The organism is Bacillus sp. B.PNR1, from assembly GCF_030386235.1.
Taxonomy (GTDB): Bacteria; Bacillota; Bacilli; order Bacillales; family Bacillaceae; genus Bacillus; species Bacillus stercoris.
In genome coordinates, this window is record NZ_JANYMN010000001.1 from 959,115 (window position 1) to 971,654 (window position 12,540).

General features: G+C 39.4%; 18 protein-coding genes and 2 pseudogenes. 14 read left to right on the forward strand and 6 right to left on the reverse strand.

The annotated features are described in order from the left end of the window. Window positions 1–22: 22 nt before the first annotated feature. Window positions 23–559 (forward strand): DUF420 domain-containing protein, encoded by a 537-nt coding sequence (locus NZD81_RS05375; RefSeq protein ID WP_003231280.1) that lies wholly within the window; start codon window positions 23–25, stop codon window positions 557–559. An 89-nt stretch (window positions 560–648) separates the two neighbouring features. Here NZD81_RS05375 and NZD81_RS05380 read toward each other — a convergent pair whose 3' ends face one another. Beyond that, entirely contained in the window at window positions 649–1,326 is a 678-nt protein-coding gene (locus NZD81_RS05380; protein WP_289859686.1) for a lysozyme family protein, read from the reverse strand. 192 nt (window positions 1,327–1,518) lie between these two features. On the opposite strand from NZD81_RS05380, the gene czrA reads away from it, so the two are divergent. Further along, entirely contained in the window at window positions 1,519–1,842 is a 324-nt protein-coding gene (gene czrA, locus NZD81_RS05385) for a Zn(II)-responsive metalloregulatory transcriptional repressor CzrA (RefSeq protein WP_003231284.1), read from the forward strand. A gap of 26 nt (window positions 1,843–1,868) precedes the next feature. Here czrA and csk22 read toward each other — a convergent pair whose 3' ends face one another. After that, a complete protein-coding gene (gene csk22, locus NZD81_RS05390) occupies window positions 1,869–2,414 on the reverse strand; it encodes a mother cell-specific sporulation protein Csk22 (RefSeq protein WP_282372339.1) in 546 nt (181 codons plus the stop codon). A gap of 206 nt (window positions 2,415–2,620) precedes the next feature. On the opposite strand from csk22, the gene NZD81_RS05395 reads away from it, so the two are divergent. From NZD81_RS05395 to csaA, 7 genes are all read left to right on the forward strand, one after another. Further along, on the forward strand, window positions 2,621–3,559 hold the full coding sequence (locus NZD81_RS05395) for a helix-turn-helix transcriptional regulator (RefSeq protein WP_289859687.1): 939 nt from the start codon (window positions 2,621–2,623) through the stop codon (window positions 3,557–3,559). Window positions 3,560–3,612: 53 nt separating this feature from the next. Next, window positions 3,613–4,095, forward strand: coding sequence for a GyrI-like domain-containing protein (locus NZD81_RS05400; RefSeq protein WP_289859688.1), 483 nt, complete (start codon window positions 3,613–3,615; stop codon window positions 4,093–4,095). A gap of 77 nt (window positions 4,096–4,172) precedes the next feature. Next, entirely contained in the window at window positions 4,173–4,874 is a 702-nt protein-coding gene (locus tag NZD81_RS05405) for an MBL fold metallo-hydrolase (RefSeq protein WP_289859689.1), read from the forward strand. 5 nt (window positions 4,875–4,879) lie between these two features. Continuing rightward, window positions 4,880–5,455 carry a TetR/AcrR family transcriptional regulator gene (locus tag NZD81_RS05410; protein WP_289859690.1) on the forward strand — a complete coding sequence of 192 codons (576 nt, stop codon included), beginning with the start codon at window positions 4,880–4,882 and terminating at the stop codon, window positions 5,453–5,455. Window positions 5,456–5,531: 76 nt separating this feature from the next. After that, entirely contained in the window at window positions 5,532–6,275 is a 744-nt protein-coding gene (locus NZD81_RS05415; RefSeq protein WP_289859691.1) for a GNAT family N-acetyltransferase, read from the forward strand. Window positions 6,276–6,289: 14 nt separating this feature from the next. After that, a complete protein-coding gene (locus NZD81_RS05420) occupies window positions 6,290–7,015 on the forward strand; it encodes a helix-turn-helix domain-containing protein (RefSeq protein ID WP_080478332.1) in 726 nt (241 codons plus the stop codon). A 64-nt stretch (window positions 7,016–7,079) separates the two neighbouring features. Continuing rightward, window positions 7,080–7,412 (forward strand): chaperone CsaA, encoded by a 333-nt coding sequence (gene csaA / locus NZD81_RS05425; RefSeq protein WP_014664243.1) that lies wholly within the window; start codon window positions 7,080–7,082, stop codon window positions 7,410–7,412. 475 nt (window positions 7,413–7,887) lie between these two features. Here csaA and NZD81_RS05430 read toward each other — a convergent pair whose 3' ends face one another. Both NZD81_RS05430 and NZD81_RS05435 read right to left on the reverse strand, forming a co-directional pair. Then, complete coding sequence (locus tag NZD81_RS05430) at window positions 7,888–8,157, reverse strand: hypothetical protein (protein WP_134975448.1); 270 nt, start codon at window positions 8,155–8,157, stop codon at window positions 7,888–7,890. Next, a complete protein-coding gene (locus NZD81_RS05435) occupies window positions 8,132–8,482 on the reverse strand; it encodes a winged helix-turn-helix transcriptional regulator (protein ID WP_014664240.1) in 351 nt (116 codons plus the stop codon). Before NZD81_RS05435 ends, NZD81_RS05430 begins: the two co-directional genes overlap by 26 nt. Before the next feature lie 168 nt (window positions 8,483–8,650). Between NZD81_RS05435 and NZD81_RS05440 the strand changes: the two genes are divergently transcribed. Beyond that, on the forward strand, window positions 8,651–9,397 hold the full coding sequence (locus NZD81_RS05440) for an SDR family NAD(P)-dependent oxidoreductase (RefSeq protein ID WP_014664239.1): 747 nt from the start codon (window positions 8,651–8,653) through the stop codon (window positions 9,395–9,397). A gap of 432 nt (window positions 9,398–9,829) precedes the next feature. On the opposite strand, the gene NZD81_RS05445 is transcribed toward NZD81_RS05440, so the two are convergent. Beyond that, a complete protein-coding gene (locus tag NZD81_RS05445) occupies window positions 9,830–10,003 on the reverse strand; it encodes a hypothetical protein (RefSeq protein ID WP_169051584.1) in 174 nt (57 codons plus the stop codon). A 44-nt stretch (window positions 10,004–10,047) separates the two neighbouring features. On the opposite strand from NZD81_RS05445, the pseudogene NZD81_RS05450 reads away from it, so the two are divergent. From NZD81_RS05450 to NZD81_RS05460, 3 genes and pseudogenes are all read left to right on the forward strand, one after another. Continuing rightward, window positions 10,048–10,200 (forward strand): annotated as a pseudogene (locus NZD81_RS05450) (ABC transporter ATP-binding protein); the annotation flags it as partial. A 13-nt stretch (window positions 10,201–10,213) separates the two neighbouring features. After that, complete coding sequence (locus NZD81_RS05455) at window positions 10,214–10,423, forward strand: bacteriocin-like WGxF protein (RefSeq protein ID WP_040082925.1); 210 nt, start codon at window positions 10,214–10,216, stop codon at window positions 10,421–10,423. Window positions 10,424–10,504: 81 nt separating this feature from the next. Then, window positions 10,505–11,038 (forward strand): GNAT family N-acetyltransferase, encoded by a 534-nt coding sequence (locus tag NZD81_RS05460; protein ID WP_003230849.1) that lies wholly within the window; start codon window positions 10,505–10,507, stop codon window positions 11,036–11,038. A gap of 122 nt (window positions 11,039–11,160) precedes the next feature. Here the strand turns inward: NZD81_RS05460 and yokF are convergent, their stop codons facing one another. Beyond that, window positions 11,161–12,051 carry an endonuclease YokF gene (yokF, locus tag NZD81_RS05465; RefSeq protein WP_282372319.1) on the reverse strand — a complete coding sequence of 297 codons (891 nt, stop codon included), beginning with the start codon at window positions 12,049–12,051 and terminating at the stop codon, window positions 11,161–11,163. 180 nt (window positions 12,052–12,231) lie between these two features. Here yokF and NZD81_RS05470 point away from each other — a divergent pair. Beyond that, window positions 12,232–12,485, forward strand: a pseudogene (locus NZD81_RS05470) (SunI/YnzG family protein). Window positions 12,486–12,540: the final 55 nt, after the last annotated feature.

Below are 12,540 nucleotides of genomic sequence, written 5' to 3' on the forward strand. Positions count from 1 at the left end.
ACAAATTAGGAGAGGTCACCAAATGAATCAAACAGAAAATAAACCGAAAAATTACACGGGGATTGTCCTCACGCTGACAGTTCTGATTAACGGTTTAATCGCAGTGCTGTTTTTTATGCCTAAATTAGATCAGTTCAGCCATGCGAATATTCACATTTTGCCCATGCTGAATGCGATATTCAACAGCTTTACGTTTATCTTCTTATTGGCCGCGCTGATTATGATTAAACAGAAAAATATTAAAGCTCACAAACGCTTTATCTTAGCCGCATTCACAACAACATTACTATTTTTGATTTGCTATGTGACTTACCACTCGATTGCGGAAAATACGCTTTATGGCGGAGAAGGTATTATGCGTCCGATTTACTTCTTTATTTTAATTACACATATCTGCCTTTCTGCAATCATTGTGCCGCTTGCGCTGTTTACGCTGATCAGAGGCTTCAGCATGCAGGTAGAGCGCCATAAAAAAATCGCCAGATGGACAATGCCTTTATGGCTGTATGTAAGCCTTACAGGCGTTATTGTATATTTGATGATTTCACCATATTATTAAAAGCCATACTGAGTATGGCTTTTTTTACATGTAAACATGACAAAAGCCCAAATTCATGTTTGGGCTTTTATCAGCAAATTGATAGACTCTTATTCATGAGCCTTGGATTCCATGGTTTCAAGTGTTGCAACCTGCATAGATTCTTCAACAGTTTTTGTTTTTTCTTTTACTTTTTCTGCATACGTATAATCACCGTAGCAATACGGATAGCGGAAATTCTCCATGTTTCCCCCGCAAGTATACAGATCAGGATTTTTTTTGACTTGCTGCTCGGAGTATTGTTTTGCCAATTCCTCAGTATGCGTTCCTCCATGTTCAGCTACAAAATCAATGTAACCTGCCCCCATGTTGTAGCTTTGAATAATAGTATCCAAATCCACACCTTTTTCCTTACCGGTCTTGTACATGAGGGTAAATTGCTTGATGCCTTGTTTAACACTGAGTTGAGGGTCTGTTATCTCATTGCGTTTTAACCCCAGAGATTCAGAGGACTGCATGGGATCATTGCCTTTTCCTTTTGACTCCTGATACATCATGCCTAATATGAGTGATGTATAATGAGAGAGTCCTTGGCTTTCAAGCTCTTCTTCCACCAAGGGTTTGTAATCGGTTAAACGTTCCAAAACAATCGTTTTTGTATCGATCGGAAGTTTTTTGATTAAATCCCGGTTAAAAAAAAGCAATACCAATAAAAAAGAGGCGATGACAAAGACAAAAATCATCATAAAACCCGCAGCAGCGAAACAGCCTTTTCTCTTTTTCTTCACTGTGTTTCACCCTCAATGTTTGGAGCAGTATGACCTTTTTATTATGACATAGAACGATAAATCAGACCAAGTAAAAACCTAATTTGAAACATAAATTTAAACTATGAGATTGAAATGGAATACAAGCAGGCTGTTTTGCACTCAAGCGCATTTGTTATAAGATAAAATTATGAATAAAGAAAGGTGATACATATGACTGAATTTAGAGAAACGGAACAATCGGCTGCTGATCTGGACGAGGAGACTTTGTTTCTAGTAGCGCAAACATTCAAAGCGCTTTCTGATCCTACCCGAATCAGAATTCTTCATTTATTGTCACAGGGTGAACATGCAGTAAACGGAATTGCAGAAAAGCTGAATTTACTGCAGTCTACAGTGTCCCACCAGCTTAGATTTTTAAAAAATCTCCGGCTTGTCAAATCGCGCAGAGAAGGAACATCAATTTATTACTCTCCGGAGGATGAACATGTTTTAGATGTTCTTCAACAAATGATCCATCATACACAGCATGATTGAAAAAGACATCCTTGCTTAATTCGCTGTTAGCGGGCAAGGATGTCTTTTTCTTTATTGTGTCTGTGCTGTTCGAGTTCGTTTCGGCTAAGCTTGATGACAAAAGAGGAAAAACCGATATAATAAACGGCTATCAGAAAAAAGACGCCAATTGTCAGAGGGTCCGTTCCGATTGACTGACTGTATGATCCAAGGCTGTTTAGATCAGGTGAGGTAAGATAAAGCTCCGTCACTCGATACAGAAATCTTGATAGAAATAAAGTTAAGAGAATTACCTCTACCCAAATATGAGTCCGAAAATAGATCTTTCCTCTGCGTTTTTTAAAGGAGATGTTTTTCTTAGCGAAAAAGACAAGGAGCCATCCGCCAAGAATACCCATAATGAGATATCCATATAAAAAAGGGTGGATGAGGCTGAAGATTGAAAGCACAAAAGCAAACAGCGAGAAAAGAATGATGCGGGTGAACAGCCAGCGGGGCTTCAGCGGCTGGTATCCGATGGACCTTTTAATTTTTTTATACAGAAAAAAGATGATGATCATGGCAGGATAAACGCTTTGAAGTGTAAAATGCATGATGTGAAATCCCCTCCGTTGAGAAGTGTATGCTTATCCGGTTGGAAATAGTAGCTGAAATCAAATACTGAACACAAAAAAGAAGGGGGAACCCCTGTTTTCATAACATATGCAAGGTGTATGTGGCCGCATAATAGATATGCCCAAGCTTTATCAAAATGTTATGATTGTTTTGATGGGAAATACAAGAAGAAAAGGTGCGCAGAATGAAACTGGAACGTTTGTTAGCGATGGTTGTATTATTAATCAGCAAAAAACAAGTGCAGGCTGCTGAACTTGCTGAGCTGTTTGAAGTATCAGTCAGAACCATTTACCGTGATATTGAGACGATCAATAGGGCTGGTATTCCAATTGTGACCTCACAGGGCTCCGGGGGCGGAATTGGCATTATGGAGACGTATCGGCTTGAGAGAGAGTGGCTGAAGGAGGAGGAGCTGTTTGCGATCGCTTCTGCTTTGCAGAGTGTTTCATCTATGCACGAACCTGTTTCTCACAGCACAGCTTATCGAAAAATCAAGCACCTCATACCTGAGCAGTCAGCCGAAGCATTTAAGCACCAAACTGAAAAATGGTTTATTGACATGACGGCTTGGGGCCAGACTGAGGATCAAAAGGCGCTTCGTGAGAAAATCAGCGCCGCCATCGATCGATTGTCAACGATATCTTTTACATATACAAGCGCAAGCGGGGAAACACTGCTTCGGGAGACTGAACCTTATACATTGGTTTGCAAGGCGGGGCACTGGTATTTATATGCCTACTGCCTGGTAAGAAATGATTTTCGTTTTTTTAAACTAAACCGGATGAAAGATCTGGCCATCTTACATCAGACCTTTATCAGAAAAGACATTCAGCTGGACACTTTGCCATGGGATAAGAGATGGTACCAAAAGGACCGTTTAACTGAATTGGTTATTCTTGTTCAGCCGGCAGCACGTCAGCGCATAGGTGAATGGTTCGGATATGATGTCCTTCACTGTGATGAAAATGAAATCTGCCGGGCAGTGATTTCGCTTCCTGAAGATCAATGGCTGATCGGTTTTTTGCTCCAGTTCGAAAAGGATATTGAGGTTCTGCAGCCTCTTCATATACGGGATAAAGTAAAAGAAACCATTCATCACATGCAAAAAATATATGAAACCTGACACACTGCTGTCAGGTTTCTTTGTCTATAATCTTAAAAAAAGGAGGAGATCGTATGGGCTTTTCACATATGACACATTTAGACCGGAAACGATTTGCCGGACTTTCACAACAGACAAGCAACGCACTGGAAATGACGGAAGAAAGGAGGATTCCGGCACTGTGGGACCAATTCTGGAAGCAGGATATGAGCGTTCTTTTATCACAGGGAGAAAAAGACCAGAGCATTATTGCCTTATATTCGAATTATGAACAGGAGACAAATGGGCTTTACACATTTTCAATCGGAACGTTTCAGGAATACGACGACATCCTTCCGGAACCATATGAAAACATTGATTTGCCGGCTTCCGCTTATGCCGTTTTCACTTCCAGAATCGGTCCTATTGAAGAGATTGTGCTTGAAACGTGGAAGGACATTTGGACGTGGGATAAGCGACATCTGCGCACGTTTACAGGTGACTTTGAGGTGTATGATCGAAGTGCTGCAGTGCCACAGCGGGCACAAGTTAACATTTATGTAGCGATAAAAAAATAATAAACTCTTGAAAAACTAATGGTATTAGTTAATAATAAAACTAACGCCATTAGTTTTTTGTTAGGGGGAATAAAAAGATGAGAATGACTCAGTATCAAACCGTTTGGCAGCTGACTTTTTTTCCAGCATTGTTTCCAGTCAATTGCTATTTAGTAGAGGAAGAAAACGAAGTCACCCTTATTGATGCCGCGCTTCCAGGCAGCTATAAAGGAATCATTCAAGCTGTGAATCAAATTGGAAAACCGCTTCAGCATATTTTACTGACTCATGCACATGGGGACCATGTTGGATCACTGGATACATTGGCACAAACATTTCCGCATGCGAAGGTCATGATCTCGGAACGGGATTCATTCTTGCTTCAAGGTGACACATCCTTGCGGCAAGATGAGCCGCAGACGCCTATAAAAGGAGGTATTCCGAAACACATACAAACAAAGCCTCACCAACTGCTGACGGGCGGTGAAACAATTGGTTCCCTGCTTGCCATCCCTACACCCGGCCATACACCAGGCAGCATGTCATTTCTTGATACAAGAAACGGCACTTTAATAGCAGGGGATGCGTTTCAGTTGCGCGGAGGAATCGCTGTATCAGGCCAGATAAAATGGACGTTTCCTTTTCCCGCTTTCGCTACATGGAATAAGGAGGAGGCCATCAAAAGTGCACAATTGCTCGCTGATAAGGCGCCTTCCTGTCTCGCTGTCGGACATGGAAATTTCCTGCGATCACCTACAGAGCGGATGAGACAGGCGATCCAAAAAGCAAAGAAAGGATGATGAGCATGTCACCGAGAATAGGATTAACCCCAAAAATGATTATAGACGCTGCAGCTGAGATCGCTGATCAGGAAGGGGTAAATGGTGTCTCACTTGCAGCGCTTTCTAAAAAAATGAATGTACGCCCTCCGTCATTGTATAACCATATCAACGGGCTGCAAGCAATCAGAACAGAACTTGCTGTCAGAGGACTGACAAAGCTTTTTGATCAAATGGCGGACTCCGTAACGGAACGAAAGGGAGATTCGGCTATGCTTTCTTTAGCTCATGCATATGTTGATTTTGCAATTGAAAATCCCGGATATTATGAAGCGGCTCTGCTTAAGGTTCAGGACAAAAGAGCGGAAATCGCTTCAGACCAAATTGTCCGTCTTGTGACAGAGCTGCTCATTGAAAACGGCTATGCAAGTGAAAAGACTGCCATTCATGCGACAAGGGGGCTTAGAAGCCTGCTGCATGGCTTTGCTGCTTTAATTGCAAAAGAAGCATTTGAACGCGAGGAGAACATTTCAGAAAGCCTGTCATTTTCAATTAGGACGTTTTTGTCAGGTTTATTAATAAGCAATAAAACTATTATGTAAACCTATAAAAGGTGTCTTATATTTCTGAATATTGTATAATGTCAAGGGAGTATACAAAGGGGAGAGGCATTATGCAATGGATGACATTCACAAGATTGAACGGTTAGCGGCAGCTTCATGGCCGCCTTATATTCAAAAAAGCATAGGGCAATGGCTTCTCAGAGCGAATTTCGGCGTAACCAAAAGGGCAAATAGCGTATGGACTTCTGCGGATATGCCTGAAGGGGATTTTCAGCTTGAGGCCGAACTTTTTTATCAAAGTTTAGGCTTGCCTGTTTGTTTTCATATTAGCAACGCATCACCGAAAGGGCTTGATGACGCATTGGCAGAAAGCAGATATGAAAAGGTTGACGAGTGCTTCCAAATGACGGCGTTGTGCCGGTCGATTATGAGCCGAACAAATGACAACAGCCGATTTACATACAAGTGGGAACAAGAGCCATCATCTGTTTGGATAGATGAATTTATTCAATTAGAAGGGTTTTCGCCCGAGCGTCACAAAGGTTACAAACACATTTTCGAACGCATGCCGCCGTGTAAAACTTTTTTTAAGATGTATGACAAAGGAAGCCTGACAGCGCTTGGCACGGTTTCTGTTATTGATGGTTATGGCGGACTTAGTAATATCGTTGTAGCCGAGGAGCACAGAGGAAAAGGGGCAGGAACCCAAGTGATCAGGGTGTTGACTGAATGGGCAAAAAACAACGGAGCGGAACGCATGTTTTTACAAGTGATGAAAGAAAATCTGGCGGCAGTTTCGTTATATGAAAAAATCGGATTTTCGCCTATATCGGAACACCATTACCGGATCAAAAGATGACCAAAGGAAGGGGGTTGCTGATGGAATCGCTTCAAGAGATTATTTGCGAAAAACGGACATACACACGCCTATATCATTCACATAAGCACGCGTACAGCCAATTTCTATTTCCGCTTCAAGGAAGTATAGATCTTGAGACTGAGGGGCGCCAGGTGAAATTAAATCCGGATCATTTTTTATATATTCCGCCGGAGTGCGAGCATCGCTTCCGTTCTATCGGAAGAAATGAATGTCTTGTACTGGATGTTCCGCTTCATGCAATGAAAATTGATGAGTATCGTGCAGGATCGGGAATTGAAGCTGCACTCGATCCTTTCTGGTCTTCGATCAGGTACTTGCTGACAGAGGAAGCAAAGGCCGGAACAGCCAACTCGCTTCATATGCTAGTACAATACATAAAAGAAAAGCTTCAATCCCATAGCTATGCTTCAATTGCATACATTCACAGCCATTTATTTGAGCGGCTGACGATTAAGAAGCTGGCAGAAATCGAGCATTATCACCCAGCTTACTATTCAAGCTGGTTCAAAAAACAGACAGGGAAGTCCCCGCAGAACTATATTGCCGACCTTCGCCTTGAGGAAGCAAAACGAATGCTGATGGAGAGAAATGAAACTCTTACCGTTGTGAGCGAGGCGCTGGGCTTTCAAAACCTTTCTTCTTTTACCAGATGGTTCACAAAAAGCACAGGAATGCCGCCCCGCCTGTATCGAAACACCTTATATTCAGATAAAAAATAATGGCTGTTTGGTTAAGCGAATCTTGAATATCTCCTTTACAATAGGAGAAAAAGGAGTTATTGATATGGCAGTCATTGAAGACTTTGAGAAATTGGATATCAGAACGGGAACAATTGTAAAAGCGGAAGAATTTCCTGAAGCAAGAGTACCGGCAATCAAGCTTGTAATAGATTTTGGGACGGAAATCGGCATAAAACAATCGAGCGCGCAGATCACGAAGCGTTACCAGCCGGAAGTTCTCGTCAACAAGCAAGTCATAGCAGTCGTGAACTTTCCGCCCCGCCGGATCGCTGGATTCAAATCGGAAGTCTTGGTCCTTGGCGGCATTCCCGGCCAGGGCGACGTCGTTCTGCTGCAGCCAGATCAGCCTGTTTCAAACGGAACAAAAATCGGATAACACAAAAAAGACGTTTGCCTAAGGCAAACGTCTTTGCGTATTGAGGCGATGCACCACACGCCACATTCGTGTGTGCCGTAAAGGCATGTACATCGGCTTACACAATTCAGCTCATCGCTATATGAATATAGCATGGCGGGCGTAGGAATGCAAGGTAAATTTGTAATTGTGAGTGAATTTGTTGTCAGAAATCGTCTTATTTTGTCGAACATAAGCGAAACACACAATTCCAATCATGATATTGTTAATTTGTATTTACAATAGATAGCTTATGTTTTATCGTCCAAACTTAGAAAAGTGACTTAACTGTGACCTGAGTGTACCTCCAACACCGTTTTGATAATGTGAATAAAACCTGTTAAATCAATAAACACGTACTAAATAATAAGGTGAATACAGGGGAGTAGTGTGACCTGGATTTTTAATTCAGGTCTTTTTTATGCACAAAAAAATGCCTATCTAGAGATCATAGGCATTAAATATTATTATCAATATCTTCATTTATTTTTTGGCTAAGTTTCTGAACCTTCTCTTTAACATTTGAAACAGCTCTTTTTTGAATCTCATCAAAGTTCTCTTGAATATAGTCCATGACACTTCTTATTAAAACTCCGCTTTCAAAATTGAATATCTCATTTATTTCTGACTGTTCTTCATCTGTTAGGTGATGGTATTGAAGTTGTTTAGCATTTACTTCAGCAGCTACATCAATCCTAACTTTAGTTGTCTGGTTGTACAATTTCATATTCGCCTTCTGCATACTCTTGCTCCGCATAATGGCTTCCCCATTGACATAGCTCCTGCAAGATAGGTTTAAGAGATTCTCCAAGTTCAGTGGATGAATATTCAACCTTCGGCGGTACTTGATTATACATCTTTCTGCTCACAAGTCCACTGGCTTCAAGCTCTCTAAGTGTTTGAATCAGCATTTTCTGAGTTATATTTGGGATAATGCGCTTTAATTCACTCGTTCTCTTTGGTCCATTCATTAAAAAGTATAATACAAGGCCTTTCCATTTTCCACCAATAACTTCCTTTGTCACTTCAAACCCACAGCTAAATTTTTTCATGTCGAAAGCTCTCCATTCCACATTTATTACTTTTTAGTTACTATATCACAAAAAAGTGGGTACTTCCGATAATGTGCTTACTGAAGGATACTATATCTTGTAAGTTGTTCTTCAAGTACTTAAAGGTACTAGACATAAAATAAAATTAATTCTAAAGGAGTGTTAAGTATGGGTAAATTTGAAGGTAAAATAGCGCTTGTAACGGGTGGAACAAGCGGGATTGGTCTTGCTACAGCACAAAAATTTGTAAACGAAGGTGCATATGTTTATATCACGGGACGTAGACAAAACGAACTTGATAAAGCTGTTAACCAAATTGGCAAGAACGTAACCGGTGTTCAAGGTGATATATCTAAGCTTGAAGACTTAGACAAACTATATGACATTATAAAGCAGGAAAAAGGTAAGTTGGACATTCTTTTTGCTAATGCAGGCATCGGCAACTTCCTTCCATTAGGTGAAATTACTGAAGAGCAGGTTGATAGGACGTTCGACATTAACGTTAAAGGAACCATCTTTACTGTTCAAAAAGCGTTATCACTATTCCCGGACCAAGTAGGTTCTATTATTGTAACGGGCTCTACTGCTGGATCAATTGGCAACCCTGCGTTTAGTGTATATGGAGCATCTAAAGCAGCATTAAGAGCACTAGTTCGCAACTGGATTCTTGACCTAAAAGGTACTGAAATCCGTGTAAATGTGGTTAGTCCAGGAGTTATTCTTACACCTGCATACGATGAGCTTTTTGGTGATGCACTTGAAGGAGCAATGGAAAATACCAGAAATACTGTCCCAGCTGGAAAAGTTGGGACACCTGAAGAAGTAGCAAACGCTGTATCTTTCCTTGCTTCAGACGAAAGCAGTTACTTGACGGGTGTTGAATTGTTCGTAGATGGCGGGCTAGCACAGGTATAATTTCACTGCGCAGAGATTACAAATAGTCCCCAAAAAAGGTTAATGGGGATTTACTTGAAGAAGTCGTATAAAAAAGTCGTTTTCCTTAAAGGACAGGGAATTCGACTTTTTTATGTATGAATTTGATTAACGTTGTAAATTAGCATTTACCTGGGGCTACCACTAAATGACCTGTAAAAAAGATTACTTTGTGAATAAATGTACTTAAAAGTAACGGGGGCGTTAATTGAAGAACAAACAACACCGTTGTTGTAGTAAATGAGGTCATTTGTTGTACAAAAAAAGGATAGTTGAATACACCCTGTTCATCTATCCTCTCTTTTTGTTTATAAAATGTGTGATATTTCAGTTGGTTGCTTAATTATTAATAATTTTAAACATTTTCTTGACTTTTAATAAAAAATAATATCCCTGTCCTTGTTTCTAATACTTTTAAAAATATTTAAAGGAATCCTTATGTCCTGAATAACCACAAATGCTGCATACATAATCACCTGTGCTTGTACCAAGGTAATACTCTTTATCGGGTCTATTAGGATGGTCGCAAGGTGGATTCCCTTTTTCTTTCCAAGCTTTTCTTAACTCAGCTGCTTCGCTCATTTGCATACTAGTATTTTCCTTTCCGGTTGTATAAAATAGTATATACCTAGGCCGATGAACCGACCGGAAACCTTGATGAGTACAATAAGAACATTATTCTTTCTCTTTTCCATCAGTTGAAAGAAATGGGGAAAACAATCATATGTGTAACGCATGATCCAGAAATAGCTAACTGCTCTGATAGAGTAATAAATCTTTCGTAAGGAGTTGTTCTTGATGAAACATATTACTTTTGCAATTTCTACAAGCATCCTGATTATTATTACCGGTATTGTTCACAGGGTTATTTTTAGACTATTTGGATTTCCATTCGATGAAGCGCTTGTCTTCTGGGGCGGGTTTGTTGTTGTTTATTTTGTTTTAGCTTTGATTGCTTCCTTACTCTTTAGAAATGTTGGTTCTAGCAGCAGAAGATATCAGGCGTAACTATCTGGTCATTAAGGGAGTGCAATTTATAGGATGAAGAAAAATCTTATGGTAATTAATTAAAAGAACAGGAGACTATGAATGGAATTCTTAATTAGACAAGAACTCACACATGAATATAATACGACTGAAGAAATTGTTAAAAGAGCTTTTTTAAATGAAGAATATAGTGACAAGAAAGAGCATTTACTTGTAAATAGGATTAGAAAATCAGATGCATTCATTCCTGAACTTTCATTGGTCGCATTAAATCAAGATAAAGATATCGTAGGCCATGTCCTTTTATCTAAAATAAAAATCATAGATGGCGATAACACTGTCGATTCTTTAGCACTCGCTCCAGTTTCGGTTGCGCCTGATTATCAGAAAAAAGGAATTGGGAGTAAATTAATTCGTACTGCGTTAAAAAACGCAATAGAGCTTGGTTATCGTTCAGTAATTGTTTTAGGACATAAAGATTATTATCCAAGGTTTGGTTTTAAGCCAGCTAGCTTATGGAATATAAAAGCCCCATTTGAGGTGCCTGATGAAGTGTTTATGGCTCTAGAATTAGCAGATAATTCTCTTGAAGATGTGCAAGGTATCGTTAATTATTCAAAAGCTTTTTTTGAGTAAAAATTAGATGATTGATTAGATATTGTTAAAAAGAGGTTGTCCCGATTTTTTTAATCTGTGGATAGCCTCTTTTTGTGTAAAGAGCCCAAAAAATAAAAAAGAAAGCCAATAAGGGCTTTCAATTAGCGTTCACATGCATAGTGGTCATGATCCCTGTCCATTTTAGATTGGTAAGCAGGGTGGGAGCTAGGCACTCCATTCGGATATTTCTTTCTTAACTCTGTGCAATTTTTAAATGTTTCTGTTTCTCCAGTTGTCTCTGAAGAAGCTTCTTTTTCAGTTGTAGTCGAAGTTTCACTTGATGCCTTTGGAGTAGTAGGCTGTTTAGCTGCCGGTTTAGATGTTGTTGCTTTTTTAACTGCAGTGGTTTTCTCTTTCACACAGCCATTATATCCTCGCTCGTTCACATATCCATTCTTGCTCCAGATTGAAAGCTTCTCTGATTTTGCTTCCTGCTCGTCTTTCTTAAATTGGTCTATGTATTTGGTGTTTGGCTCATATACATATGCTACTCTGGCCAATCCTTCTTTTAGCAATGTTTCCTGAACAGATTTGCCATCCACATAAACATAAGCTAATAGTCTTCCGTATTTATCTCTGCGATCGCCTTTGTCAAATTCAAGTTGCACTTTACCACTGTTGACCAATTCTTTATTTCGCTTAGAAGCATCTTCACCGTATGGTTGAACACAAGAATTTGGTTTCTTAGTTTCAGGTGTATCAATGAGCAAGTAGCGAACTGTGTCTACATTTCCATTGTAGCTTACTTTAATTGTGTCACCATCAATTGCTCTATCTAGAGTAACATCGACCAATTCCTTTTTGTCTTTTTCCTTAGACTTGTCAGCAGTTTTTTCTTTAGTAGATTCCTTTTGTTCTGTTTTCTTTTCTACATCTGTAGAAGCTTGTGGTGTTTCTTTTTCTGTGCTTACTTTTTCAGAATCATTTGAGCTGCAGGCTGCCAATGATAAGCTCAAAGTGAATGCTGCAAAACCTAATAATACTTTCTTCAACTTCATTTCCCCTTTTAGAATGTTTGTTCTCTATTTATATCGGTAAACCATCAATAATTATAATCCTATATCCAATTATTGTGAATTTAATTTTTCCTTAATATCATCGTATTTCTCTTTTAAACTTCCAGGCGCATGTTAAAATTTCACTGAATTCATAGTCAAAAGGGGAATGTTTTTATGCTTGGAATCAACGTTGAAAAATTAAATGAAAACTTAATTATCAATTGGCAGCTATCCAAAATTGAAATTCCAATCAAAGAAATCAATGATGTATTTCTTGATCCAAACTATGGGGGAGAGGAAAAAAGTGCAGTAAGGATTGGATTTCCTTATGGCTCTACGGATAGGGTAGTGATTAAAACGCAAATAACACTTACATTTTGTTCACCACAAATGCTGCTTCTATTATGAGTAAAATTGTTAATGCTTAAAGTTTCATTTGCCATGTATTTGTGATTATAAATAGCTTTTATATATGGGGTGATT

What these genes read in the sequence shown, in the direction of transcription:
- NZD81_RS05400 (WP_289859688.1), top strand. Translation starts at nt 3,613, where the DNA reads ATGGGCTTTTCACATATGACACATTTAGACCGGAAACGATTTGCCGGA.
- NZD81_RS05455 (WP_040082925.1), top strand. Translation starts at nt 10,214, where the DNA reads ATGAAACATATTACTTTTGCAATTTCTACAAGCATCCTGATTATTATT.
- NZD81_RS05375 (WP_003231280.1), top strand. Translation starts at nt 23, where the DNA reads ATGAATCAAACAGAAAATAAACCGAAAAATTACACGGGGATTGTCCTC.
- NZD81_RS05415 (WP_289859691.1), top strand. Translation starts at nt 5,532, where the DNA reads ATGGATGACATTCACAAGATTGAACGGTTAGCGGCAGCTTCATGGCCG.
- NZD81_RS05430 (WP_134975448.1), bottom strand. Translation starts at nt 8,157, where the DNA reads ATGAAATTGTACAACCAGACAACTAAAGTTAGGATTGATGTAGCTGCT.
- czrA (WP_003231284.1), top strand. Translation starts at nt 1,519, where the DNA reads ATGACTGAATTTAGAGAAACGGAACAATCGGCTGCTGATCTGGACGAG.
- NZD81_RS05435 (WP_014664240.1), bottom strand. Translation starts at nt 8,482, where the DNA reads ATGAAAAAATTTAGCTGTGGGTTTGAAGTGACAAAGGAAGTTATTGGT.
- csk22 (WP_282372339.1), bottom strand. Translation starts at nt 2,414, where the DNA reads ATGCATTTTACACTTCAAAGCGTTTATCCTGCCATGATCATCATCTTT.
- csaA (WP_014664243.1), top strand. Translation starts at nt 7,080, where the DNA reads ATGGCAGTCATTGAAGACTTTGAGAAATTGGATATCAGAACGGGAACA.
- NZD81_RS05395 (WP_289859687.1), top strand. Translation starts at nt 2,621, where the DNA reads ATGAAACTGGAACGTTTGTTAGCGATGGTTGTATTATTAATCAGCAAA.
- NZD81_RS05445 (WP_169051584.1), bottom strand. Translation starts at nt 10,003, where the DNA reads ATGCAAATGAGCGAAGCAGCTGAGTTAAGAAAAGCTTGGAAAGAAAAA.
- NZD81_RS05460 (WP_003230849.1), top strand. Translation starts at nt 10,505, where the DNA reads ATGGAATTCTTAATTAGACAAGAACTCACACATGAATATAATACGACT.
- NZD81_RS05440 (WP_014664239.1), top strand. Translation starts at nt 8,651, where the DNA reads ATGGGTAAATTTGAAGGTAAAATAGCGCTTGTAACGGGTGGAACAAGC.
- NZD81_RS05405 (WP_289859689.1), top strand. Translation starts at nt 4,173, where the DNA reads ATGAGAATGACTCAGTATCAAACCGTTTGGCAGCTGACTTTTTTTCCA.
- NZD81_RS05410 (WP_289859690.1), top strand. Translation starts at nt 4,880, where the DNA reads ATGTCACCGAGAATAGGATTAACCCCAAAAATGATTATAGACGCTGCA.